Source organism: Chloroflexota bacterium (genome assembly GCA_020161265.1).
Taxonomy (GTDB): domain Bacteria; phylum Chloroflexota; class Chloroflexia; order Chloroflexales; family Herpetosiphonaceae; genus Herpetosiphon.
On sequence record JAIUOC010000004.1, the window covers coordinates 131,451 to 157,334 of the forward strand.

Annotated in this window: 21 protein-coding genes; 5 read left to right on the forward strand and 16 right to left on the reverse strand. The window is 49.9% G+C overall.

The window, feature by feature from the left end:
• Positions 1-47 precede the first annotated feature (47 nt).
• The 3 genes from dnaK to hrcA form a co-directional block, all read right to left on the reverse strand.
• Positions 48-1,904, reverse strand: coding sequence for a molecular chaperone DnaK (dnaK, locus tag LCH85_10455; protein ID MCA0352406.1), 1,857 nt, complete (start codon positions 1,902-1,904; stop codon positions 48-50).
• Between the two features lie 96 nt (positions 1,905-2,000).
• On the reverse strand, positions 2,001-2,516 hold the full coding sequence (locus LCH85_10460) for a nucleotide exchange factor GrpE (protein ID MCA0352407.1): 516 nt from the start codon (positions 2,514-2,516) through the stop codon (positions 2,001-2,003).
• Positions 2,517-2,574: 58 nt separating this feature from the next.
• Complete coding sequence (gene hrcA / locus LCH85_10465) at positions 2,575-3,639, reverse strand: heat-inducible transcriptional repressor HrcA (GenBank protein ID MCA0352408.1); 1,065 nt, start codon at positions 3,637-3,639, stop codon at positions 2,575-2,577.
• 425 nt (positions 3,640-4,064) lie between these two features.
• On the opposite strand from hrcA, the gene LCH85_10470 reads away from it, so the two are divergent.
• Positions 4,065-7,118 (forward strand): M4 family metallopeptidase, encoded by a 3,054-nt coding sequence (locus tag LCH85_10470; GenBank protein ID MCA0352409.1) that lies wholly within the window; start codon positions 4,065-4,067, stop codon positions 7,116-7,118.
• Positions 7,119-7,182: 64 nt separating this feature from the next.
• Here the strand turns inward: LCH85_10470 and LCH85_10475 are convergent, their stop codons facing one another.
• The 3 genes from LCH85_10475 to LCH85_10485 are packed head-to-tail and all read right to left on the reverse strand — an operon-like array spanning position 7,183 to position 9,789.
• Positions 7,183-7,971 carry an ABC-2 family transporter protein gene (locus LCH85_10475; GenBank protein ID MCA0352410.1) on the reverse strand — a complete coding sequence of 263 codons (789 nt, stop codon included), beginning with the start codon at positions 7,969-7,971 and terminating at the stop codon, positions 7,183-7,185.
• Between the two features lie 2 nt (positions 7,972-7,973).
• Positions 7,974-8,786 (reverse strand): ABC-2 family transporter protein, encoded by an 813-nt coding sequence (locus tag LCH85_10480; GenBank protein ID MCA0352411.1) that lies wholly within the window; start codon positions 8,784-8,786, stop codon positions 7,974-7,976.
• Positions 8,779-9,789: an ATP-binding cassette domain-containing protein gene (locus tag LCH85_10485; protein ID MCA0352412.1), complete on the reverse strand. Its 1,011-nt coding sequence runs from the start codon at positions 9,787-9,789 to the stop codon at positions 8,779-8,781. Before LCH85_10485 ends, LCH85_10480 begins: the two co-directional genes overlap by 8 nt.
• A 169-nt stretch (positions 9,790-9,958) precedes the next feature.
• Here LCH85_10485 and LCH85_10490 point away from each other — a divergent pair, with 169 nt between their 5' ends.
• Positions 9,959-10,741, forward strand: a complete 783-nt coding sequence (locus tag LCH85_10490; GenBank protein MCA0352413.1) for an SDR family oxidoreductase — start codon at positions 9,959-9,961, stop codon at positions 10,739-10,741.
• 45 nt (positions 10,742-10,786) lie between these two features.
• Here LCH85_10490 and LCH85_10495 read toward each other — a convergent pair whose 3' ends face one another.
• From LCH85_10495 to LCH85_10525, 7 genes are all read right to left on the reverse strand, one after another.
• Positions 10,787-11,269 carry an NUDIX hydrolase gene (locus LCH85_10495; protein MCA0352414.1) on the reverse strand — a complete coding sequence of 161 codons (483 nt, stop codon included), beginning with the start codon at positions 11,267-11,269 and terminating at the stop codon, positions 10,787-10,789.
• A 14-nt stretch (positions 11,270-11,283) separates the two neighbouring features.
• Positions 11,284-12,519 carry an ABC transporter permease gene (locus LCH85_10500; protein ID MCA0352415.1) on the reverse strand — a complete coding sequence of 412 codons (1,236 nt, stop codon included), beginning with the start codon at positions 12,517-12,519 and terminating at the stop codon, positions 11,284-11,286.
• On the reverse strand, positions 12,512-13,060 hold the full coding sequence (locus LCH85_10505; protein MCA0352416.1) for a metalloprotease family protein: 549 nt from the start codon (positions 13,058-13,060) through the stop codon (positions 12,512-12,514). Before LCH85_10505 ends, LCH85_10500 begins: the two co-directional genes overlap by 8 nt.
• Before the next feature lie 155 nt (positions 13,061-13,215).
• Positions 13,216-13,893, reverse strand: a complete 678-nt coding sequence (locus tag LCH85_10510; GenBank protein ID MCA0352417.1) for a hypothetical protein — start codon at positions 13,891-13,893, stop codon at positions 13,216-13,218.
• A 191-nt stretch (positions 13,894-14,084) separates the two neighbouring features.
• Complete coding sequence (locus LCH85_10515; protein MCA0352418.1) at positions 14,085-14,267, reverse strand: hypothetical protein; 183 nt, start codon at positions 14,265-14,267, stop codon at positions 14,085-14,087.
• A gap of 128 nt (positions 14,268-14,395) precedes the next feature.
• Entirely contained in the window at positions 14,396-15,193 is a 798-nt protein-coding gene (locus LCH85_10520) for an NUDIX domain-containing protein (GenBank protein ID MCA0352419.1), read from the reverse strand.
• 85 nt (positions 15,194-15,278) lie between these two features.
• Complete coding sequence (locus LCH85_10525) at positions 15,279-16,343, reverse strand: GDSL-type esterase/lipase family protein (protein ID MCA0352420.1); 1,065 nt, start codon at positions 16,341-16,343, stop codon at positions 15,279-15,281.
• Between the two features lie 295 nt (positions 16,344-16,638).
• Between LCH85_10525 and LCH85_10530 the strand changes: the two genes are divergently transcribed.
• On the forward strand, positions 16,639-16,842 hold the full coding sequence (locus LCH85_10530) for a hypothetical protein (protein ID MCA0352421.1): 204 nt from the start codon (positions 16,639-16,641) through the stop codon (positions 16,840-16,842).
• A gap of 59 nt (positions 16,843-16,901) precedes the next feature.
• Here LCH85_10530 and LCH85_10535 read toward each other — a convergent pair whose 3' ends face one another.
• The 3 genes from LCH85_10535 to recN form a co-directional block, all read right to left on the reverse strand.
• The gene (locus tag LCH85_10535; GenBank protein MCA0352422.1) at positions 16,902-17,924 is read right to left on the reverse strand and encodes an undecaprenyl/decaprenyl-phosphate alpha-N-acetylglucosaminyl 1-phosphate transferase; all 1,023 of its coding nucleotides are present in this window, start codon (positions 17,922-17,924) and stop codon (positions 16,902-16,904) included.
• A gap of 95 nt (positions 17,925-18,019) precedes the next feature.
• Complete coding sequence (locus LCH85_10540; protein ID MCA0352423.1) at positions 18,020-21,424, reverse strand: O-antigen ligase family protein; 3,405 nt, start codon at positions 21,422-21,424, stop codon at positions 18,020-18,022.
• Between the two features lie 39 nt (positions 21,425-21,463).
• The gene (gene recN, locus LCH85_10545; GenBank protein MCA0352424.1) at positions 21,464-23,227 is read right to left on the reverse strand and encodes a DNA repair protein RecN; all 1,764 of its coding nucleotides are present in this window, start codon (positions 23,225-23,227) and stop codon (positions 21,464-21,466) included.
• 258 nt (positions 23,228-23,485) lie between these two features.
• On the opposite strand from recN, the gene LCH85_10550 reads away from it, so the two are divergent.
• Together LCH85_10550 and LCH85_10555 are read left to right on the forward strand one after the other, a co-directional pair.
• Complete coding sequence (locus LCH85_10550; protein MCA0352425.1) at positions 23,486-24,451, forward strand: SH3 domain-containing protein; 966 nt, start codon at positions 23,486-23,488, stop codon at positions 24,449-24,451.
• A 304-nt stretch (positions 24,452-24,755) separates the two neighbouring features.
• Positions 24,756-25,844 (forward strand): AAA family ATPase, encoded by a 1,089-nt coding sequence (locus LCH85_10555; GenBank protein MCA0352426.1) that lies wholly within the window; start codon positions 24,756-24,758, stop codon positions 25,842-25,844.
• Positions 25,845-25,884 lie beyond the last annotated feature (40 nt).

Sequence of the window (25,884 nt, forward strand, 5' to 3'; positions counted from 1 at the left end):
AATAATTCGTGCGTTTCATCCTTCATCCTTCATCCCTCATCCTTAGATTACAGTTCCACCTCGTCGGCGGAGCCGTGGTCTTGGCTTGGTGTTTCTGGCTCGATGCCAAAATCGGGCGCTGGCTTGAGCCGTTGCATTGCCACGCTCAATTCAGCGGTACGATTGTTGATCGTTTCCATATCATCGCCATCGAGCACCGCCCGTAGCGCTGAAATCCGATCCTCGACCGTGTTGCGAGCAGTGTAATCAACGTTATCATCAGCTTCGCGCAACATCCGATCGGCAGCATAGATCACGCCATCGGCTTTGTTGCGCGTGGCAATTTGATCACGGCGGCGAGCATCGCTATCAGCATGATCTTCGGCATCGCGAATCATGGCTGAAATTTCATCATCATTCAAGCCCGATGAAGGCGTGATCGTGATTTTTTGCTCTTTGTTAGTGGCTTTATCGGTTGCGCTGACATTAACAATCCCGTTGGCATCAATATCAAAAATAACTTCAATTTGCGGCACACCACGCGGCGCGGCTGGAATGCCATCGAGGGTAAAACGTGCCAAGGATTTGTTATGTCGAGCTTCAGCCCGTTCGCCTTGCAACACATGAATTTCAACACTATTTTGGTTATCGCTGGCAGTTGAGAAAATTTGTGAGCGCTTGGTTGGAATCGTGGTGTTGCGATCAATTAACGGTGTCATCACGCCACCATAGGTTTCGATCCCCAAGGTCAACGGTGTTACGTCAAGCAACAACACATCGGTCACATCACCAGCCAGCACGCCAGCCTGAATCGCTGCCCCAATCGCCACCACTTCATCGGGGTTTACGCCCTTGTGTGGCTCTTTGCCAAAGAATTTTTTAACGGCGGCCTGCACTGCGGGCATACGGGTTTGGCCACCAACCAAAATCACTTCATCAACTTCGCCTGGTTTCAAACCAGCATCTTGCAAAGCTAGTTTGATCGGCTTGAGCGTGCGTTCGACCAAATCGGCGGTCAATTGCTCAAGTTTGGCACGGGTCAAGGTGGTATTCAAGTGTTTGGGGCCGCTGGCATCAGCACTAATAAACGGCAGCGAAATATCGGTTTGCAGCACGCTCGAAAGTTCTTGCTTGGCTTTTTCCGAAGCTTCTTTCAAACGTTGCAAGGCCATGCGGTCGCTGCGCAAATCGATATTATTTTCGCGTTGAAACTCGCTGGCCAGCCAATCGATAATCTTTTGATCAAAATCATCGCCGCCGAGGTGGGTATCACCGTTGGTAGCCCGAACCTCAAACACGCCCTCGCCAAGCTCCAAAATTGAAACGTCGAACGTGCCACCACCAAGGTCATAGACGACGATTAATTCGTTACTGTTGCGCTCCAAGCCATACGCCAAGGCGCTGGCGGTTGGCTCGTTGATAATTCGCAATACTTCGAGGCCAGCAATTTTGCCAGCATCTTTGGTCGCTTGGCGCTGCGAATCATCAAAATAGGCCGGAACCGTAATCACCGCTTGACTGACAGGCTCGCCCAAATAGGCTTCGGCATCGGCTTTGAGTTTTTGCAAAATCATGGCCGAAACTTCTTGCGGCGAATAATCGCGACCGCCCATCAAGACCCGCGCATCGCCATTGGGAGCGCTGGTCATGCGGTAGGGAATCAAATCTTTATCGCGTTGGACGCTGGGATGATCCAATTTACGACCAATAAAGCGCTTGACCGAATAAATTGTATTTTCGGGATTGGTGACCGATTGGCGCTTGGCAACCAAGCCAACCGTGCGTTCACCGTTTTTGCTCAAGGCAACAATTGAAGGAGTGGTGCGAGCGCCTTCGGCGTTGGGAATCACCACCGCCTCGCCACCTTCCATGACCGCAACCACTGAATTGGTTGTTCCAAGGTCAATACCGATCACTTTACCCATATAGCTCGTGCTCCACAGACAGCGACAAAGCATCGCTAAGCGACGGCCAATCACGGCAGCAATGCCACTTAAAACGATGCTTTGATCTAGTTGCTCCTACTTGCCGACTTTGACGACCGTTGGACGCAAGACCCGTTCGCCAAGCTTATAGCCACGGCGTAATTCGGCCACAACTTTGTTTGATTGCGCTTCGTCGCCTTCTTCAAACATAATTGCTTCGTGAATATTCGGATCAAATTCTTCATCAACGGCAGGAATTGGTTGCAGGCCAGCGCCTTCAAGCACCGTTTCAAATTTACGTTGTACTTGTTTAACGCCGCCAATCCACTGATTGTTTTCAATTTCAGCGGGAATTTGACCCATCGCCAAGAGCAGGTCATCGAGCACTGGAAGCAATTTCAACATCAAACCAGCGCTAGCATTGCGAATCAACTCCTCGCGTTCGCTTTCGGTGCGGCGTTTGTAATTTTTGAAATCAGCAATCGCTCGCATCCAGTTGGTTTTGTGTTCTTCAACTTCGCGTTCGAGCGTGGCGATCCGTTCGTTCAGGCTTTCGGCATCGCCTTGAGGATTGGTATCGTCAGTTGATTGTGCTTGCACTTCTTCCGTCATGAGAACTCCGTACCTCCGTAAAGATCAAACTTATATGATCACAGCCTAGCGTCTAGCACTATTCTGATGGTTCTATTTTGCGTTCGCCGTATAAATCACCCATCAAATCGCTCATCACCCCAGCGATATAACGCACGCTGGAGATGGAACGTGGATAGGCCATCCGACGCGGCCCTAAAACCCCTACCACCCCGGCAACATCGCCATTGACCCCGTAGCGCGACAAAATCACGCTATAGTCGCGCAGTTCATCGCGGCTATGTTCGCCACCAATGATCACCTGCACGCCATCCGAAGCCAAGGCTTGGGGAATCAACGACTCAAGCATGGTGCCGCCTTCGAGAATCGAAAGCACCTCGCGTACCCGCGTCACCTGGCCAAATTCTGGTTGATGCAACATCTCTAGCAAGCCATCGTGATGAATTAATTCGTTGACATGCTCCTCGAATTGTTGCATTGCCCGCGCCACGCTCTCGATCACCAGCACTTCAAAACTGCTGAGTGGCGGCTGGTTGGTTGGCTGATTGTGAGCGATGTTGGCAATCGCCTTGGCTGAAGCTTCATGACATAGCTCATTAATTCGTCCGGCGATGCGGCTTAGTTGCTCTTGGGTCGTATTGGGGTCGGCGGGGAGCGTTTGCTGCTTGACCGAACCTTCATGCAACACCAACACCAACAAGACCAAGGCATCGTTGATTGAAATTAACTCGATATGTTTGAAGCGGCTCTCGTAGGCTCGCGGGGGCGTAACCACCGCCGCCGTTTGGGCAGTGCGAGCCAAAACCGCTGCTGCCAAATGAATCCATTGGTTCAATTCCGAGCGGATTTGATAAAACTGATGTTGGATCATGCGCTGTTCTTGGGTCGAAAGCGCCGCCCGATCCATCAAATTTTCGACAAAAAAGCGATAGCCAGCATCAGTTGGCAAACGCCCAGCCGAGGTATGCAAATGCGTCAACAGGCCAGCGTCTTCTAACGCCGCCATTTCGTTACGGACAGTCGCCGAGCTAACCCCCAAACTCCTAGCAAGGTCTTGCGAGGCTACTGGCGTTGCCGTATCAATGTATTGTTGAATAACCGCCTTAAGAACCCGTCGTCGCCGCTCATTGAGTTCAAGATGCATCGCTCACCTCGCTTTAGCACTCTTGGCCGAGGAGTGCTAACTCGGTAAGTTATAAGATTGGCGTGCTCGCCGCACGCCGCTGAATATTGTAACACGCCGCGATAGAGCTAGCAACGGGGCAGCGCTAGCTCTTACATCGCTCTAACATTTAGCCAAATCAACAACTAATTGCGACCAAATCTCAAAAATTGGGCCAATTTTGGCGATAACTCGATCTTAAGATCTATGCACATTTTTGCCAGAATGCGCTATAATCGCCAAACGCTATTGCTGATATGATCATCTAGCGCTATTGGGAGGCTTTGAATGTGGGTCGGAGAGAAACTCTGGTGAGCGAGGAGTAGGCAGCATCGGGAGGGGTCTGGCAACTCATCCCCATAGCGTGATGCTGAGCGTTATTCGTTTTAGTGTGTAAGGAAAGATTTATGCGTTCAATGCGAATGCTGCGTTTGCTGGCAGCATTAATTGTTGTGAGCATGCTTCCGTTAAGCCGGAGCAATGCCCAAACACCCACCACCAATTCGCCCATCAATCGCTTGCTCAGCCAAGGAGCCAATGTTGCTCGCCATAGCCAAACTGGCTATGTGCGCTGGATTGGCGCAGCCGCTGGCACAACTCTCGATCAGCCAGTAGGCTTGAATCGCGCTGATACGCTCAACGTTGCCAATGCTTATTTAGCTGAATATGGCAATTTGTTTGGCTTAGCCCAAGCCAGCGATGCCACAGTTGCCAAAACCAGTACCACCCAAGATGGTCGCCAGGTTGTACGCTATCAACAGCGCTACCAAGGCGTGCCCGTCATTGCTGGCGAATTGCAAGTTCAAGTCAATCAGGCTGGCGAATTACTGAGCATCAACGGCGAAGTGCTGCCAAATCTTAATCTCAGCACCAATGCCAAAATTAGCCAAGCCAACGCAATTAACACTGCCCAAAACCTCGTTGCCACCAAATATGATGTCAATGCGGCAGCGTTAAACGTGAGCAAAAGCGAATTAGCGATTTTTAACCCAGCTTTGTTGGGCGGCACAGGCCTGCAAAAGAGCAATCTGGTTTGGTTTGTGACGGTTGAATCAACCAGCAGCGACCCGATTCGCGAATATGTGTTTGTGAATGCGCAGTCGGGCGACGTGAGTTTAAGCTTCAATCAAATTGGCTTTGCCAAAAACCGCTTCGTTTGTAACGATAACAACGTGGTTGATAACGACGATAATCCCAACAACAACTGTGATCAACCAAGCGAATATGTGCGGATTGAAGGCTCAGCTGCTAGCAACGATGCCGATATTGATGCCGCTTACGATTATTCGGGCGATACCTACGATTTCTTCAACTTGTTCTTTGGCCGTAACAGCATCGACAACAACGGCATGAACTTGATCTCACTGGTCAAACACTGCCCACCTGGCGCGGGCTGCCCTTATGGCAACGCCTTCTGGAATGGTCGCCAAATGACCTATGGTGAAGGGTTTGCTGCTGCCGACGACGTGGTTGCTCACGAATTGTCGCACGGGGTAACCGAATATACCTCGAACCTGTTCTACTACTTCCAATCAGGTGCAATCAACGAAGCCATGTCGGATATCTTCGGCGAATTTATGGACCAAACCAACGGTAGCGCCGATGATGACGAAACCACACGCTGGATTATGGGTGAGGATTTGGGTGGGATTCGCAATATGCAAGACCCAACCCAAGGCGATCAGCCTGACCGTATGTTGAGCGAATTGTATGTGCTCGATCCTAATCTGCTTGATAGCGGTGGGGTGCACAGCAACAGTGGTGTCGCCAATAAGGCCGCCTATCTTTTGACCGATGGCGATACCTTCAACGGCCAAACCATCGCTTCAATTGGCATCACCAAAACCGCCCATTTATTCTATGAAACCCAAATTAGCTCGTTGACTTCGGGCAGTGATTATGCTGACCTTGCTTCGGCTTTACGCCAAGCCTGTACTAGCCTGACAGGCAATCATGGAATTACCGCTGCTGATTGTGTTGAAGTCAATAAAACCATTTTGGCAACCGAAATGGATCTTCAACCAACCAACGCACCAGCCCCTGACATGAAAGCTTGTAGCACTGGTCAAACTCAAGTTAATGCCTTCCAAGACGATTTTGAGGCTTTGCCCAATAACAACTGGACAGCAAGTGCCTTGAGTGGTAGCACCGAAACTTGGACTACCAATCCAGCGCCACTCGTTGGGGCATATGCAACGAGCGGTGGTGGCTCAGCAACCAACTATAACGGTGTGTATGGGTGGAATCAAGCGATTGAAGAATCGGCCTTTACCCAAAATGCTAGCGTAACCGTGCCAACCAACGGCTTTGCCTACTTCCGCCATGCCTATGACTTCTATGCGCCAATCGACGCGGGCGTGGTTGAATATAGCACCAATAATGGTAGCAGCTGGCAATCAGCCGCTGGTTTGTTCAGTTTCAATGGCCCAACCAACATCGCTGAAGATGGCGCGTTTGGCGGTGAGCAAGCCTATGTTGGCAACAGCAACGGCTATAACGCCAGCCGCTTGAACTTAGCCAGTTTGGCTGGGCAATCGATCCGCTTCCGATTCAAGGTGGCGCTTGGCGATACCCCAACGCCAAATCGCTCAGCCACTTGGTCAATCGACGATTTTGCGATTTACAGCTGTAATGGCCCAGCCACACCAACCGCGCCAAGTTTGTTCCTGACTAGCGACGTATTGGTGCAACAAGGCAAACAAAGCAGCGCGACCATCGGCACAGCCTCAGATGATCTAGATTTGGCGGGCGCGTTGACAGTCAGCACCGCTGGCGCACCAGCAGGCATGAACGTTAGCATCAGCAACCAAGCAGGGATCTTGAAGGCTAATGTTAATTGTGCTTGTAGCAGCGCAGTTGGCACCTACCCAATCACCGTAACCGTGCGCGACAGTGGCAACCTGACAGCCAGCCAAGTATTTAATATCGAGGTTGAGCCAGCGGGCCAAAGCATTGTCGATGGTGGTTTTGAGCGTGGCCTGAATTGGCAAGCCTTCTCAAACTCATTTAGCGATGTTTCACCACCATTGTGCTACACCTCAAGTTGTGCTGGTACGCCACGCACTGGCACAAGTTGGTTGCGTTTTGGCGCACGCGCTGGCACAACCGAAACTGCCTTTGCCCAACAAACCCTCACCACAACCGCTGGCGATGCGACGCTTGAGTTCTACCTCTCGATTTATGCTCATAACGGCCGCGGAACTCAAGATTATGTCAAATTTAGCCTTGATGGCGAGGAAATTTTCCGAGCTAGCGATGCCAACACCGAATATAACAATGGCTATGCCAAAGTTACGATTCCACTGACTGATCTGAGTGCAGGCGAACATGTCTTGCGGATTGATTCGGTCAGCGATTCGACCGCTAACATTGTACGCTTTAGCATTGATGACATCAGCTTCATGGCTGAAAACAACCAATGCCGTGGCTCAAATATCTATCTGCCAATGATCACTAAATAGCAACTTGATTATTTGCCCTACCTTGGTATCTGCCAAGGTGGGGTATTTATTTTAGGCGTAACCTTCACGAGCCAGTACTGCCATAGTGTTTGAGGCCAAATACCCAAAAGCGATAGGCAATGGTGATACTCACGAGCGCTATCAGCGGAGCCAGCCATGCCATCCAACCAACTGAGTGACCCAGCAAATAGCTAGCCGGATAATACGAGGCAAAGCCATATGGTAGCAACCATGTCAACAAAATGCCGACCGAGCGATGATAAAATGTCAGTGGGTATTGAGCAAATTCATTGGTGCTGAATACTAAATTGGTCACCGGAATTGAATCCATAATCCAAAAAGCAGTTGCCGCAGTGAGTAAATTCAGCGCAATAAAAATAATGCCACCACTGATGACCATTAATATGATAAACCCAATGCTTGCCAGGGTAATTGGTAATTGTAGTTTAACCATTGCATACCCAACCAAGCCAAAGCCAACAATAAAATCACCAATCGCATCATGACAAATCCGATCGGCTAATAAATGGAATAATGGATTAATTGGCCGCACCAAAAAACGATCAAATTGGCCAGGTCGAATATAATCGCGCCCAATCACCCAGAGATTATCGGCAAAGAGATGATTGATGCCTTTGGATAAGGTCAATAAGCCATAAATTAATAGAATTTGCTCAAGTGTCCAGCCTTGGATACTTGGAACTTGGCGCAAAACTGACCACATTGCAATAATGCTCGCACCTTGAAATAACACGGTTGAAATCGAACCAATAAAAAAATTCAGCCGATATTCCATCAAAATTTTGAAACGCTGAACGACGAAATACCAATAGAGTTTGCTATAACGCAGCATTATTAGCCACCTTGTACCGTGATTTTGCGCACACTGAATTGAAACATCAAGCGGGAAAGCATTAACATCACTGCTAACCATGCCAATTGTTGCAACCAAATTGCTCCAAGCTGATCCAATGGCGTGATTCCGCTCAATAACGATACCGGGATCGAAACACTTTGGGCAAAGGGCATCCATTGGGCAATGGTTTGTAAGGCTGAAGGCAGCATGGTTAATGGCAGAAGTACGCCACTAAACAGCATTAGAATTGAGCCACGAACCACTTGTAAACCCCAAACTTCGGTTGAATAAAAAGCGATGCACCCAAAAATCCAATCGAAGCAGAATAAAATACTACAGCCAAGTAATAATGAAATTAGAAAGCTTAGCCAAATTAATGGATCAGTTGGTAAGCGAATATCAAATACTAAAACTGCAAAGCTTCCGGTGACTAAAAGTTGTTGTGCTAAGGCAACAAACGTTCTTGTTAGATGGCCAATAAAAATTCGCTCTTGAAAATCTACAGGCCGTAATAATTCGCTAGAAATAGTACCTTCGCGAATCCAATAGCCAAATTCTTGAGTATAGCCCCATTGCACCAATGGCGCAACCATACGAGCCAAGATGATATAGGTCAAGGTTTGTTGCATGGTTAAGCCTGCAATTGTTTCACGTTCGCTATACAGGGCTTTCCAAAACGAAACATAGACAATTGTGAGGAAGAGATGTGCGCCAAGTTGCGACCAAAACCATAAATTATAGGCGAGCATTTCTTTAATATTCATGCCAACCACACTGCGATAGGTACGCAAACGATAAGCAAGTTTATTCATTAACTGCTACCTCGTTATAGGCCGTGGGGTTTTGATACAAATGTTTGATGATGCTCTCAAGATCAGGCTCATTCAAGGTAAAATCGGCCACATCAATCTGTTGCATCAAGGCGGTGGCTACTTGACTGGCACTTAATTGGCTTCGATCAAACTTCAATTCAAGGCTATATTCGCTTAAACTCAGTTGCTCGCAGGCTGGTGGCAATTGCACATTGCTAATTGGTTGATTGGTCTCAAATTTAATTGTGCGATATTTGCCAAATTGCTGTTTGATCGCATGCAACGGCCCATCGTAGACTTTGCTACCAGCATCAATGATGATCACCCGTGAACAAAGCTGTTCGATATCACCTAAATCGTGGGTGGTAAGCATCACCGTCGTATTATGGGTTTGGTTATAGTCTTTAATAAATTCGCGAATCCGTTGTTTGACCATGACATCAAGCCCGATGGTTGGCTCATCAAGATACACAATTTTGGGTTCGTGAATGAAGGCTGCTGCTAGTTCGGCTCGCATTTTCTGGCCTAACGACATCGAGCGAATCGGCGTTTTTAAAATTTCGTCAAGCTCTAATACTTCGCTGAAATGGCTGAGCAATTGCTTATAACGGCTTGGCTCAACTTCATAAATATTGGCGACCAAATTGAGCGATTCGATCAGCGCTAAATCCCACCATAACTGGCTACGCTGACCAAACACAACCCCAATATTGCGCGCATTGGCCACCCGCTCACGCTGTGGATCGTGACCCAACACTGTAACAGCGCCAGTCGTAGGGTAGAGAATTCCGGTCAACATTTTGATTGTGGTCGATTTACCAGCGCCATTGACTCCAATATAGCCGACAATTTCGCCAGCATCGATCTGGAAATTTAAATCGTGAACTGCAACTTTTTCGCGATATTGAGGCCGAAAGAGCGCCTTGATTGCCCCTTTGACTCCGCCTTCTTTTTCAATTGTGCGGTAGGTTTTGCCCAAATTACGAACATCAATAACTGACACCGTGGTCTCCTCGTTGGCATGGATGTGAGTATTGGCATAGTTTAAGTCGCTTGGCCCCAAAGCTAGCCCATCGCATGACTGAGTTGCTATCAGCCCAAAGCCTGATTGGGTGCACACAACTTGCATTGGCGAGATCCAAGGATTGTGAACTGAAGGAAGGAGCATGATCATGGATTTAAGCAATACCGTCGCGTTAATCACTGGCGCTGGCTCAGGGATTGGTAAAGCCGCCGCCTTGCATTTGGCAGCGCGTGGGGCAAAAGTCGCTGCGCTTGGCCGCACCGAGGATGAACTTAGCCAAACCGTCGATACAATTAAACGAGCTGGTGGCGAGGCTTTGGCCTTGATTGCCGATATTACTCAGCCCGACGAAATGCAACAAGCAGTCGATCAAACACTTAAGACATGGGGTAAGCTTACTTGTGTCTTTGCCAATGCTGGCATCAACGGGGTTTGGGCACCAATTGAGCAATTGACGCTCAAAGAATGGCAAAATACATTAAACATCAATTTAACTGGGACGTTTTTGACCTTGCAAAAAACTGTACCAGCCCTCAAAAAACAGGGTGGCGCGATTATCATTACCTCGTCGATCAATGGCACTCGTACTTTTAGCAATGTAGGCGCAACCGCCTATTCAACCACCAAGGCGGGCCAAGTAGCGATGGCCAAAATGCTGGCCTTGGAGTTGGGCCAATTTAACATTCGAGTCAATGTCATTTGCCCCGGGGCGATAGAAACCAGTATCGAAGAAAGTACCGAAAAACGGGCAATTGAAACGGTGGCCGTGCCCGCCGAATTTCCTGAGGGCGATATTCCATTAACCCACGGGCAACCAGGCACAGCCGAACAAGTCGCCCAGTTGGTTGGTTTTTTGGCTTCCGAGGCAGCCAGCCATATCACAGGCACCGAAATTTGGATCGATGGTGGCCAATCGTTATTGCGCGGCTAAATGTCAAAAGGGCACGCTAGCAGAAATACTAGCGTGCTACCGATATCAGATCGCTTGCAGCAGATATTGTTCGCTATTATCCTCGTTGGAGCGAAACGCCCAAACCCGCCCTGCTTCGACATTGCCTGCTAAATAATCAAGCAATGGCAGGCGAGTGCTAGGCCAGCGCAGCGATTGCACCATCTTGGGAATATCGTGCAGATCAAACCAAGCACACTCTTCGATCTCATTATCAGGATCGTTGATGGCGATTTCGCCTTCGGTTGTACCTTCAAAGGCACAAAAAACCACAGTTTGCTCTTTGCCGACCAAATAGACTTGCGACATATAGGCCAAGGTGCTGGCAGCGGCAACCAAGCCCGTTTCCTCACGCACCTCACGCGCAAAGGCTTCGAGCCAATGTTCGCCAACCTCAACTTTGCCGCCAGGAATGCCCCAATAACTACCATTTTGGCCTTGTTGGCGCACCAATAACACCTGATTTTCACGCCGCAGGAGCGCTAAAACAATATGTACAATCGATTCCATAATGCCTCCGTGGGCTAGCGCAACGCCTGCCATAACCCGCGTACCGAAAATTTACTGCCGCGTAACAAAATGGTGGCACGAAATAAACGGGCAGTTAAACTGAGGGTTGCCACGACGGCTAACGCTAGCAAACCAATACTTAATCCTATTTGCCAAGGTGGGACAACCGTCATCACTGAACGGAGCATCATCGTTGATGGGGCGGTAAAGGGAATCACGCTCAGGGTTAGGGCTAAAGCGCCATTGGGTTTGCTCAGCAACGAGGTAATAAACATCAACGGAATCATTGCTGGCACACTCACCAAAATAATTAATTGCGATAATTCGCGCATTGATGGACTAATTGCTCCGATGCCCGCAGTTAAGCTGGCATAAAAAAGGTAGCCCAATAGAAAAAAGATTCCCAAAAGCAGCCATGTCGTTGGCTCAATTTGCACTTGATTGAGTGCATTGCGAATGGCTTGGCCGCGCAAAACCCCAAGCGCGAGGATTGCCCAAAAGCCCAATTGAATAAAGGCCACAATCCCTAAACCAAGCATTTTGCCGGTCAGCAATTGGCGTGGTGAGATCGAGGTAAGCAATACTTCGAGCGTGCGATTTTCTTTCTCCTCTAAAATTCCCTGCATCAACAAGCTTGCACCCATAAAAATGGAGATATAGATTGCCATGGCAAAGCCAATTGGCACCATTGAGCCGGCAAAATTTTGACTCAAATTGCCAGCGACTCGTACATTTTGGCCAATTGCCTCAGCTTTGCTCAGGCTAATTGGTTCAAATAATAGTGGTACAAAATCGATATGCGGTGAGCGCAACTGATTCACCGCCAACAAGGTGCGCAAGGCATTCGTATCAGCCTGATCGAAAATGCTAGCTGTTCGAGTGGTGCGGGTCACAATCCCCGATTGCTGATAATCGGCAGGAATGATGAACAACGTTTCAATCGTTGCTTGGCGCAAAGCCTGCTCAGCGACGGTTTGATTATCAAATTGCAGCACGGTTGTTGGCGAAATAACCTCAAAATGCTGTTTGAGCACTGCTGCCTGGTCAACCACACCGATGCTATGATCGCGAGTAGTGCTTGGAATAAACAGATTGGCAGTGGTTTGGCCCGACGGATCGCCGCCAAACACTTGGGCAAAAAGATAAATCGCACCAATCAGCAAGGGCACGCCCAAGGTTGACCAATAAAAATCTTTTTTGCGCAGATGATAGAGCAGATCGCGCCGCGCAACAAACCAAATTTTAGCCACGCCCCGCCTCCGTTCGCTCAAGATAATCGCCATGAATGAGAAAAGAACTTGACTGAGGAAAGCGCCAAACGCCCAAAACTTTCCAAAGGTCGTTGGTCGTCAGCCCAAGGTTGACCGCACCCCACAAGGCTAGGTAGGCCGACAGCGGCTCGATTAGAAACCCAAGCAATAACAAGCCATTCAATGCTAAGGGTGCTAATAAATAGCCAATAACCTGGCGACGAGGAAGCGCTTGGCTGGGCCGTACTCGCGGATAGATCAAACGGCGCTGAAGTTGCCATGGTTGCTTTTGCAGCATCAGCCCTAGCACATGGCTTACCGTATGGCTTACTGGCGCGATAATCAGCACAATAATTGCATCAATAATTACCCAAGCCTGAACCCCTTCAAAATCAAGTTGCTGAGCACTCGCATGTAAGCTATATCGAATCCGCATCAATACGACCAAGCTAAAAAAACCAACTAACCCACCGATCAAAAATGGTAACCGCCCGGTTAATCCTTCAACAATGCGGGATTGAGGTTGCGCTTCGTTTGACATGCTGATCCTCATCTGGCAACGACGTTGCGAACAAACTACCACGCTGCGTCGTTTTAATGAATGCTAGCTTATTATAATCAGTTCCTTGCAAAATTGGCAGGCAACCAAAAGCGCCGTTAATAACTAATAACGACGCTTTGGGCAGAATGGGTGATTTAAGCTAAACGTTGGAGTTTGGCTTGGGCTAAAATAGTTTGCACAGTTCGCCCAAAATAGCTGAGCCAAAAGACGATTCCAACAAATTTGAGGCTATCTTCGGTAAAGGTAGCTAGCTCATGAAACGGCATAATGACATCGAAAATCATCGATAAGGCCATAAAACCAACCGCCAGCATAAACAATCCATAATCTGTGCTTAACATTCGTGGCAAAAAATAAAAAAGATAGGCCATCCCCAAGCCTAAATAGCCCGCCAACACCAGATTTTCGGGAATATGCAGATGCTTCGGAAAAACCCGTTCGTGTAGCAAAATGGCATCGTCAAGCGCCAAAAGCAAGGATAAGAGGGCTGATGCTCCTAAAAAGCGTCGCTGTTGATGGCTGGGTTCAAGCAACAACCAGCCAACCCCGCAAACACCGGTTGTTGCCGACCACAACATTACACCCAAGGTCGAAAGAATACCAAAATAGAACGGCATGCCCGTAATATCGGCAGGATCACGGGTGAGCGTGCTCAGTGGAATATGATCGAGTTGGCTAAAACTATACAGTATCAGCAACAAACAAACTACAAACAGGCCGATCCAAAAGATCATGCGGCGGGTTAATGAATGATGCTTCAGTGCATCGCTATGCAGTTGTTGGCTGCCAAATGCAAAAAATCGTGGCTTCATTTGGAAACCCTTTCTTGAGGCAAGTTGCTTTTGGCGAAATCTACGACTGAGTATACGCAATCGCTTAGGAGCTGCCAAGGGTGAATTAATCGACCACGAACCAATTGAAGGTATTGCAAATTGAGGACTATTGGTACAATTTAGCGCCAACAAGCCTTGCTGCAAGGTGCAACCCTCACAGCAAGGCTTGGTTAATGTTTTGGCCAGAGCAATGCGCCCAGCGCGGCAAATGCTGCCACAACGCTAACCAATTGGGCTACATCGCGCCCAAGCACGACCAAAACGGTCACAGTGATACACATTATGACCATTGTTAGCATAAACATCAGCCGCAATGGCCGATTCTGCTGTTGTTGATCAGGTTGTTGACTCATTCGCAATACCTCCTTCATCCAGAACTCGCATTTGATATAGAACACAAGTTCTGTTTAACTATAGCGGATATTGCGGCTAGCTGTCAATCAACGACATTAAATAGTTTTAATTCTCTCATTTTAGCCACTTATTGAGCTGGCTGATCCCACACGCGACTGGCATTTTTGCGTAATTTGGCTCTCACTGCTTCAACCAAATTAACATTGGTAGTATCAGCTAATTGCACCAAATAGAGCAATACATCGGCCAACTCGCCCTGCCATTCAGCTTGATCGACAATTTCCTCACGCCATTGCAGGTGCTCAAGCACTTCAGCCGCTTCAAGCGTCAGCGAAATCGCTAAGTTGCGGGGAGTTTGCGGACGCTTTGAATTGGCCTCGTACCAACCCTTGGAGCGCACAAAACTATGCATCTCTTGGGTTAATGCGGCCACACTGGCATCGGCGGGCTGCTGAAGTTGGGCTAAAACTAAAGCATCATGGTTGAAAGCCAGTGGTGGCAGTTGATCGAGCGCGAAAAATTGAGCCAAATCAGCATCGCCGCCCGCTTGCAAATTGCCACCACTGACCGTTGCCCGCAGCCAAACTCCCAATGGATAAGGCGGCTCGCGATCAAGATTGGAATGAACAGCAATAACTTCGCCAATCTCGGCTTGCAAGCCAGTTTCTTCCAGCACCTCGCGAGCTAAGCCTTGGCGCATTTCTTCATCGTGCTCAAGGTAGCCACAGGGCAAACACCATAAACCTAGGCGAAACGAGCCAGCTCGCCGCACTAACAATACCTCACCAAAATCATTTTGAATGACGGCGGCCACGCCAGCTGGGGCACTGGTAAAATGCACCCAACCACATTCAGGGCAGGTCAAGCGTTCGCGACCACCACGAAAACGGAGTTCCAAACGTTGCCGACAGTGTAAACAATACATTCAATGCGCTCCTACATTCAATTGCGCTGCTATCAGCCCATACAATACCAGACGATCGCAGCGCTGTTGAATATAGGGCTATGTGCTAGTTTTTGTGGATAGAGGGCAAGAATACCGTTTGGCGTTGGATAAAGCGGGTTGGTTCGTTCATACCATTAATATCGACCGCACGATAGGCCAAGCGTGCCGAAAAAGGAACAGTTAATGGGCTGGTATAGCGTTTCCAGTTGCCATTATTTAAACGATATTCGATGCCCGCCACCCCAACGTTGTCGCTAGCACTCAGGGTCACTTGATAGCCCGTGTTGCTAATAACGCTGCTCAGGGTTGTGACTGGGGCAACAGTATCAGTGAAATGGAAGGTGTATTGAAAGGTTTGCAGCGATAAACGTTCTTGCCCAATCACTGAGGGATGGTAATAATCAAGGGTTGAGGCACTGCTTGGCTCAACTGGAGTTGTGGTCAAAAAGCCACCTTCATAACGACAATGAATATATTGGGCGCAAATTTCGGCTAATTGAAGGTTATAATCCAACGCTCGTTGTTGCACCCGTTGCCGCCGCGCCACATCTGCTGGCTCCATCGAGGTTGGGTTCGCCAGCATCACAGCACAACGATCATCACGACCCCAAGCAGTTTGGGCATTCGGATCGTTATGCAAGGCTTCCCATAAACCCAATACATTTGGATTACTGGCGACAAAAATTCGCGCATCAGGCAAGCGGGCACTCAAGGCCGCCATTCCAGCTGCAAACTGCAAGCGATAATTGAGCACTGGAGTCATCTGCGCTTCGGTTGGGCCACATAGATCATTGCCGCCCATTAGAATCGTCACATAATCGACGGTTGGCGAAAGTGTTTCAACTTGGCTGAGCAAATCGCGCATGCGTGTGCCTGAAACCGCAGCATTCGTAGCAGGCATGGTGGGGTTGAACTGACGCAACAAGGTAGCATGGCTATTAATTCGCCCGCCAGTGCTCCACGAATACACCGGATGATCACTATGAATATCGGCATTAGCAGCACGCGTAATCGAATCGCCGAGCGCAGCCATATGCTGAGGATAGCTTGCAGGTAGCTCGGATTGGGCTTGCGAAACTTGAGGCAGCAATAAACCGAATCCGAATAATACAACTAGCAAAAATCGCATCAATCGACCTCCAAAAAATAACTGATTCCTACCAACCTTGGCTCAAATAACTAGCTAAATTGGTAGATCTGCTTGCAGAGGCCTTAATATAAAAGTGATTGATGAAAAAGTTGTGAAGAGCTTAAGACCTAGGGCTACAGCCCGATTGTCAATTTGCCAAAACCATGTATACTACAGCTTAACACATGGCAGCGTGGCCATACGACAGGGCAATGATCGCCTACTCCTCTAACCGGGGGTGGGATTTTTTAATTCCGCCACTTCCGGACACACCACCCACACAAGGAGGCCCGTCATGGAAAATCGTTCGCTCGAAGAACGCCGCTGCCCCGATTGCGGTGCTCGATTGGAACTTGTTGATGATGGCTCGTATCGCTGCGTCGCAGATGAAAGTGTTTGGATGGCTTATGGTCCTAAGCTGTTGCTCAAGCCTGCTTCAATCACCGCCCCCCGTTTAGCTCTTGAGTTGCCTTGGGAATCGCATAAGGTCGCTGCTTAATTTAAAAAGCCCATGGTTACCGCTGCGGGAGCAGAAACCATGGGCTTTGTTGTGCGAGTTCACTTCGGCGGGTTATACCGCGCATAGCGTTCAAACAGCCAAATTCCAACTGCTGCAATCCCAATCAACAACGCCGCCAAGGCATAGGCTTCTTGCACATCGGCTTTGCTCAACATGGTCGCGGTAATGCCACAGCCAACGCCCAGCATATAGCAAATCAACACAGCTTCGCGCCGCGACGAACCCAGCGCTACAAAGCGATGTGAAATGTGGTCTTTGCCTGGAGTATTGAAGGGATTGACCCGCCGTCGCAAACGAGCAACAATCACCATTGAGGTATCGAAAATTGGCACGCCCAGCACCACAATCGGAATCATCCACGTGACGATGATGCTGTTGCTCGGAAAGCGCAGTTTGATGCCGAGCACCGCCAAAATAAAGCCCAAAAACAGGCTGCCCGTATCGCCCATAAAGATTTTGGTTGGCACAAAGTTATGGCGTAAAAAGCCGATACACGCGCCCATGGTTGCCGCCGATAGAGCTGCGACCAAAAACTGGCCATTCAAAACGGCGAGTTGCAAGAAGAACGCCGAAGCAACCGCAGTCAAGCCAGCCGACAAGCCATCCATGTTATCCAAGAAATTTATCGCATTTGAGATACCCGCGACCCAAGCAATTGTGATCAGGGCGTTGAGCCATGGCGAGGCAAATAATTGCACCTGAATGCCAGCGTAAATCAGCACAAAACAGGCGATAATTTGGCCCAGCAACTTCAATGAGGCCGATAAGCCCCATTTATCATCGAGCATGCCACAGACAACCACAATCGTCGCGCCGCCCAAAATCGCCGCCAATTCACGCAGAATAAATTGGTCATCCCAAATCAGCAGCGTTACCACGACCCCGCCATAAATTGCCAAGCCACCCAGCAACGGCACAGGGTTGGTATGCACTTTGCGGGCATTTGGTTGATCAATAATCCCAACCGCGATCGCCAAGCGGCGAACTAAGGGCGTGCTGACAATCGACATGGTAAGCGCCGAAAGAAAGATCAGAAAGATTTGGGCTAGCGAAACACTCATATGGATTCTCTTGATGAAAATTAAGCATGGCCTAAGTGCCCTTAGCCCCCTCGCCCACTGCGGCGGGAAAGGGGGCTAGGGAGTGAGGCACTCAATTATGGTTTACTTTGACCGAGTTGGCTTTGAAAAAAGCTAACCAGCTTTTCAAAGGCCGTTCGGGTATCAGCATAGGTTGTGTTGAATGTTGGATCGGCTGCACCCATTTTGTCCATTTCGGCCAAAGCTAGTTGGACTTGGGTCAAACCTGCATCATAGCGTTGGCTATCGCTCAACACTTGGGTGTACATCTGACGATACGACATATCGCCTGGCTTGCTGGCAATCGCTCGCTCGAAGCCCGTCAAGAAGCTATCAAACACTGCTGGATCGCTTTGCATCGAGGCAAAGGTTGCTTGGACACGGGCCGTGCGTTCGGCTGGCAACTCTGCTACGTCAACCAAGCCACTGCTGCTCAGCGCCCGTGGATCAAGCGCCAAGGCGTTGGCAAAGGCTAAAGCTGCATTAGGCAAATCGCCCTTGCGGCGGTAGGCCTCGCCCAAGCGAATAAAATTGAGCGACCATAATGGATCTAGTGTGGTCGCTTTGGTCAATTCGGCAATCGCTGTATCGTATTCTTGGCGATACAAATACAACATAGCCCATTGACCAGTCAACTCAACATCCTGAGGCGCGACCGTATGGGCTCGTTTGTAGGCCTCAATCGCGGCATCAAGGTGAGCGCGTGCGCCTTCAGGGTCGCTTTGCTCGGTGTTACGGAACCACGATGAATGCAAACGGCCTAAGTTAGCCGGATGATCCTTGTTCTGGGGATTGAGCCGCTGGGCTTCTTCCAACGCCAAGCGGGCATAATCGAGCACTTGCAATGGCCCAAACTTGGTCAAGAAATCACGGGCAACCGTTTGCAAACCAGCCACGCTATATTCAGCGTCGGGCAAATCGGCAAGTTCAGCATCGGGCAATGGGCGACTATTCAGCACTTGGGCAATCGCCGCATTTTGATTTTCGCTGACCAACTTGTTTTGCTCAATGCTCAAATCGGTGGCCAAGGTCATCAAGGCTCGCCCGTACATCAAGAAATATAAATCTTCATTAGGTGCATGTTCGACAGCATCCTGAATCGCAGCAAAGCCCAAAAGATGCTGGTCGAGGCCTTGGCCCTGGTCGATAAATTGTTTGCCCTGCAAATAGCGCATATCAGCAAAAATATTATCGAGGTTGAGGAACCAGACCAACAGCAGCACAATCGGCACAACGACTGCATACAAAATTCGTGCAGGAGCCGCGCCAGTTACGCCGCTGCTGGTACGACCACGGCCAGCGGGGTTACGGCGAGCATTTTGGGCGGCTTGGCGTTTGGTGCCAGCTTTGGCCGGGGTCGATTCGGCGGCTTCTTCAACGACTGGTGCTGCCACAACCGCTGGCTTTGTGCCAAGTTGATAGGCTCCAGCGTGTGCCCCAGCAAGTATGCCAACCGCCATAATCACCCAGGTATAGAGCAACGACGAAACAATTGGAATCCCAAATAGGTTTTCGACAAAATTGGCGGCAACCGCCGAAAGCACAGTGATAATCAACAATTGCCACGTAAAGCTCAGCGATGCTTCAAGCGGCTTGGCATAGCCCAACCATGTGGCGAGCCCAACCACCAACAAGCCCACACTACCAGCAATCAAACCAAGTGCGAGGCTCTTCAAAAACACTGCAAAAAAGATGCCAATTCCCAGCATAAAGAGCGTGGTTAGCCCCAAATTGATCAGCCGTGGAATCCGCAGCAGCCGCAGCATAATAATTAAGAATGAGCCAAATAAGAATAAATGGCTAAACAAGCCAATCGCACCTTTAGTGACCAATTCGTCCAACAAGGCTTGGTGCGAACGGTCGGGCGAAGCCCCGCGCGATTCATAATTGGCCAAACGGGGCGGATAAAATGGGTTGTAGGCCACAAACATCGATTCCGGCCCCCAACCAATTGCCGTGCGCAACGGATTGCTCAAGGCCAAACCAACTGCGCCTTGGGTATGCTCATCGCCACGCCAAATCAAAACCCGCACCAAACCAGTGCCGCCATCAGTTTCAAGCAAGTTGCCCAAACGGCTGATATAGCGGTTGCTTTGGCGTAGCCCACTAAAACTGCTTGGATCAGTATTGAGCACAACTAAGAAGGCTGATCCGGCGAGGGCCAGCACAACCCATGCACTCAGCGCCGCGCCAAAAACGCGTTTGAAACTGGTGCTGCGTAGGCCTTGCAATAAAAAGAGGGTGAAGAAGACGAAAATGCTTACGAACATGCCGATTTGTGGGCCACGGCTTTGGGTGAAGAAGATAATGACAATCGTGAACAGGCTTAACCCCGCATAGATTGCCGCACTGAGCCATTGCACAATTGCATGGGCTGCTGCTTCGCTACGGCGTGGCAAGGCTAGCACTAAGCCATAAAAACCAAAATAGGCCGCCATCGCCAACAAAAACCAGGTACGAAAATCGCTAGCCCGCTTAGCGGTTGCCATATCAAGGTTGTAGCAGGTTTCGCTAATTGTGCCTTGGCATTGGTCGGCAGTTAAATAACCACCCAACACCAAACTCAGCATATACAGCAAAATCAAGCCGCCAGGCAGATATAAGCGCCAATCAGTACGGCTGCGGGTACTGGTTACCCACGAAATTAAGGGCAAGGTACTGCCAGCCACAATCACCGACATTGGGAAGATCCACCAATGGCCGATGCCCAGCAAGGGTGCTTGCAGTAATGCTCCCAACTTGAGGGTGGCATATAAGAGGCTTAATTGGCCAAGCGGAATCAAGCCCAAGGTGACAAACCACGCTGCATCTAAACCAACCGAGTTTGTAGCTTCACTTTCAGCACGTTTGGTCGCCATCACGCTGGTAATCAAGCGATACAACATAAAGGGCAGGGTTAAAATCAAATAGGCTGCCACAAAAATCGAGTTGCCCATGCTTGAGGCAACCCGCGCCGCAGTATCGCCAGCCCATGGCAAGGGGTCGCTGCGCTGATACTGCACCCAACCATAGCCCAAGGTTGGCAAGGTCGTGGCAATAATCACCGTAATAATCCGCTCAAGTTGCTCGCGGCGGCGCACATGGGCCAGCATTGCCCCAAACACCACGACATACGAGAAATTGGTGTAAAAGCCTTGAAGCCGATTATAGCCGCCAAAAAAGCTGGTAAACACCAACACTGAAGTGAGCGTGGTAAAGAAAAAGACCCCAACATAAACGATAGCCGGAGCAACCAATGGCGAGCGCCACCAATCACGCCAACGCGGCCACGAACGAAAAACTTGGCCGCGTTCAAGCCAATTGATAATCCACGCACCGCCAAGGATCATCACGATTGAGCGCAAGGCCACCGCTTTATCTGGCTCAAAGTGGCGGTCACTGAGCAAACTAAAATAGACCGGGATCATTGCTAAAGCCAATAGCCAGCAGGCTTCCATCACCCGCCGCGACCATAGGCTGATCGTTGTCTCGCGTGAATCCAAGGCACACTCCTTCAAAGGCATGGGTATCTGAATTTCAAGTTATGGGTTGCTGGTTGCCAGTTTGTAGTTGGCAGCCCGTTCGAGCATGGCGCTGGCCGAGCGACGGCTAGCTTCGCTCACTGGTGTTCCATCAAGCATCGCCGCTAGTTCTTCGATGCGTTCTTGTTCGCTGAGTGGTTGCACAAAGGTTTGGGTGCGTTGGTTGATAACTTGCTTGGCAATCGCAAAATGGCAATCACCAAAAGCGGCAACTTGAGGCAAGTGGGTAATACACAACACTTGATGGGCATCGCTAATGCCCCATAATTTTTCACCGACCACATGGCCAGCCCGTCCCCCAACTCCCACATCAACTTCATCAAAAACCAGGGTTGGCACACTATCAACTGCTGAAAGAATTGATTTCATCGCCAAGAGCAAGCGTGCCGATTCACCACCAGAGGCAATTTTGGCCAATGGTTTGAGCGGCTCGCCAGGGTTGGGGCTGAGTAAAAACTCAATCTGATCAACCCCCGTGCGATCAAATGCTAGATACTGATCATCGATTAATACGCCTTGTGGGTCGCTGCGCTGCGATAATTGCACATGAAATTTAACATGCGGCATGGCTAAATCGCTCATGGCAGCGGCAATCCGCCCAGCCAATTCATCGCCTGCTTGGCGACGACGGCGGCTCAGTTCAGCCGCAGCAATGCCAATATTCGCCAGCAATTGCTGTTCTTGTTGCACCAATTCGGCAATATGCTCAGCGCTATAGTGCAAGGTTTCGAGTTCGTCGCTGGCGCTAGTCAAGCGTTCGAGCAATTCAGCAGCATCGGCAGCGCGATATTTTTTGGCTAAATCGCGCAACTCAGCTAAGCGATCTTCGATCACTTCGAGGCGGCCTGGCTCAAACTCTAGCCGATCACGATAAACCCGCACGCCCTCGATCACATCGTCAAGCCGATAGCGCACTTCAAGGGTTTGCTCGTTCAATCCAGCCAAACTTGGGTCTAACCGCAGCAATTCGCTCAACAGATTCGCCACATCATCAAGGCTATCGACAATTGAACGAGTGGCTGAACGCCGTTCGCTGGCTGGCGTACCAGTTCGCAACAAACGATACATCGTATCAACCGTACCCGTGATTTTAGCACTATTTTGCAATAAACCGCGTTCGTTGGTTAACGTAGCCTCTTCGCCAGCGATCAACTTGGCGTTGGTCAATTCCTCAACCAAAAAGGTCAATTCTTCGATGCGTTCGAGGCGACGTGCTTCGGCATTGCGCAAGGTGCTAATTTGGCTGCGCACAGCTTCAATCGCGATCACTTGCTGGCTCAGTTGTTCGCGATCGGCGACAACTCCAGCATAGCGATCGAGCATTTCGGCGTGGGTGCGCACATTGAACAAGGTTTGGCTATCGTTTTGGCCGTGAATATCAACCAAGCGCCCGCCAATATCACGCAACACGGCACTACTCACGGCGCGACCATTAATTCGGGCAACGCTCCGCCCGCTGGCTCCATGAATTTCACGGGTCAGAATAATCTGATCATCATCAGCGCCATCAAGGCCATATTCGGCTAAAATAGGCAGAATATCAGGGCGATCAGCCAGCGTGAAGATGCCTTCAACCCGGGCTTGATTGCTTCCAGCTCGCACAAAGCTTGGATCGCTCCGTTCGCCGCGTAACATGCCGAGTGCATCAATCATAATTGACTTACCGGCTCCGGTTTCACCCGTCAGCACATTAAAGGCCGGGGTAAAGTGCAGGCGTACTTGGTCAATAATTGCGAAATCGGCAATAAATAATTCTAGCAGCATAGACTCTCGTGTTTGCCCTAAAAAAAACAGCCGTTTGCGAACACCACAACGAGCTGCATGTAGACCAATTGTACCATATTCGCTTTAGATAGCCCATTTGATTCAATCGCCAAACGTGGCTGATCAGCCGAGATTTGCTGGTCACGAACCTGCTGTAGATATTTGTTGTTGCTTTCTCTGGTACAATGCCAAGGTTGCGAGTGCCTTGAGCGATTGCAATCACATCCTTATTAATATGGTTATTCGAGATTAGATAATATGACTGATCAATTACCACCAACCCAGCCACGCCAACCCCAACCATCGCAGGCGCGGCCCGAAGCAGCCCCACCACAAGTTGCCGATGCCCAATTACGTCAGTTGGTCGTAGCTTTAGATAACGTCAACGATCCCAATCATGAACGGGCCGAGGATGATCTGATTCGTTTGGGTGCGCAGGCTGTGCCATTGCTGATCGATGCGCTTGATCCACGTTACCCATGGTTACGGGCTTATCGCGCTGCCGAAGCTCTCGGCCAAATTGGTGATGGCCGTGCCAGCCGTCCCTTGAGCCAAGCCTTAAATCACCCCAACAGCAATGTGCGCTGGGCCGCTGTGCGAGCGTTGGGCAAGGTTGGTGATGGTCGAGCCTTGTTGGCCTTACGCCGCACTGCCCGCGATGATCGTAGCCGCACCAGTTGGGGCGAGCCTGTAGCTGCTAGTGCTGCTGCAACGTTACGCGAAATGCAACGCACCAGCACAATCCTGCGACTTTCCGATCCCATTCGGATTGCCTTGTTGGTTGCGGTAGCCTTCTTTGCCTTGTTTTGGGCTAATGATCGGATTACCACCGTGCGCGGCGCAATTAACGAGTCGAATCATGCAGTTTGGGGCACTGCCGTTACGCCAATTTTGCCAACCGCAACCCCAGTCAGCGAAGATCTCAGCAGCGAAGAAGATCCTGAAGAGGATTTGGTTGAGGAAACGCCCACGGTTGATCCGGCGGCGACCCCAACCTTGGCTCCGGCAACTGCTACTGTGGTCGCCCCAACTGCCAATGTTCGGCCAGCCCCAAATACCAACAACGACCCAATCGCCCAGTTGAAAGCTGGCGATAGCGTGCAAGTGCTTGGTCAATCTGGCGATTGGTATGAAATTCAGTTGCCCGATGGCACTGGCCGCGGTTGGGTAGCCTCAAGTGTGCTTGGCCCACCAAGTGGCCCTGTGCCAACGGTTACCAATTAAAGAGCATAGAACATAGAACATAAGGGTCGGGCTGTACTAGCTCGATCCTTATTGTTTAACCCAGTGGCGCAAAGGATACATGGCTACAGGCTGAAGGCTCTCGGCTATTGGAACAATTGTTTGTATTTCAACTCAAGCTCCGCTAGCCCATAGCCTAGAGCCTCGCTTCGGGTAATTCGGGCAATTCGTGACAAAAACCGCTCTTCATGGATTCATGTAAACTTGCCAACTTCGAGTATGATAGCCTTATAGTGATACGTATCGATTACTATGTTCTATGTTCTTTGCTCTATGTTCTAAATATATGACACAAGCCTATTTTTCAACCACACCCATCCACGATCCGCGCGACTTTGTTGGGCGTGAACGTGAGATTGTTCAAATTAACGAAGCGCTGGCGGCTGGTCGCTCGTGTGCAGTGATCGGCCCACCAGGTAGCGGTAAAACATCGTTGCTGCATCATATTGGTCAAGCTGTGGCCATGGTGCTCGACGAGCCGCCCCAAGTGGTTTTCCTGAGCCTAGCGCGAGTTAACGAAGCGCGTGATTTGTATTCGCCAATGTTGCGGGCATTGCGAGCCAATGGCGACGATGAACTAAGTCTAACTCAAGCTTTTCACGAAGCTACAACACCACCGATGTTGCTGCTACTCGATGATTTAGAATCGGCGGGCATGGGCTGGATTGGGGTAGTTCGCAGTGCTTTACGCGGTTGGGTTAACGAGGGCTTTTTGCAAATTGTCGCTGCTAGCAGCCAACCACTTGATCGGATTGCCGCTGATTTGCAAAGCACGCTCAGCCAAATTAGCCTAGCGCCCATGCCTGAACGCGAAATCCGTAGTTTGATCACGACCCTGACCCAAAATGCCAACTTGAATCCAGATCCCACCACGATCAGCCAAGTGATTAAATTGGCAGGTGGCTACCCAGCAGCGATCAAATTAGCTTTAGAACTTTGGGCACATTCGCAAGCCACCACCCAATTTGATTGGCAACAGCTGTTTCGTGAGAAGCAACAAGCTGCCTATGCTGGCAGTTCGGCTGCTGGTTATAGCACTGCGATTGAAAGCGAAGCCTTGCCAACCAAGGTTAAACAACATCCAGTTCAGCCGAGCAAGCCTGCTGCCAAGCCCGAAGAACCCCAACGCCCGCGCAGCTACAAAGCCGACGATCCCAGCGAATTTTTGATTATGCTGATTTTATTGTCGTTGGCGGTGCTGATTGGCTATTTAGTTGGCTCATGGCTGGGCTGGTTTGTGGCTGGCTTGATCTTGCTGATTTGGGTTGGCTTGGCCCATGCGATGGTACGCTGGCGTGGCAACGGCGCACTCAGCCATATCTATGTACGAGCCACGCGCTGGTTGCCCGTGGTTGGCCGCTTTGCCCCCAAATAATTCCCACGCATGCTGATTGGCACTAGGACTAAGAACCTAC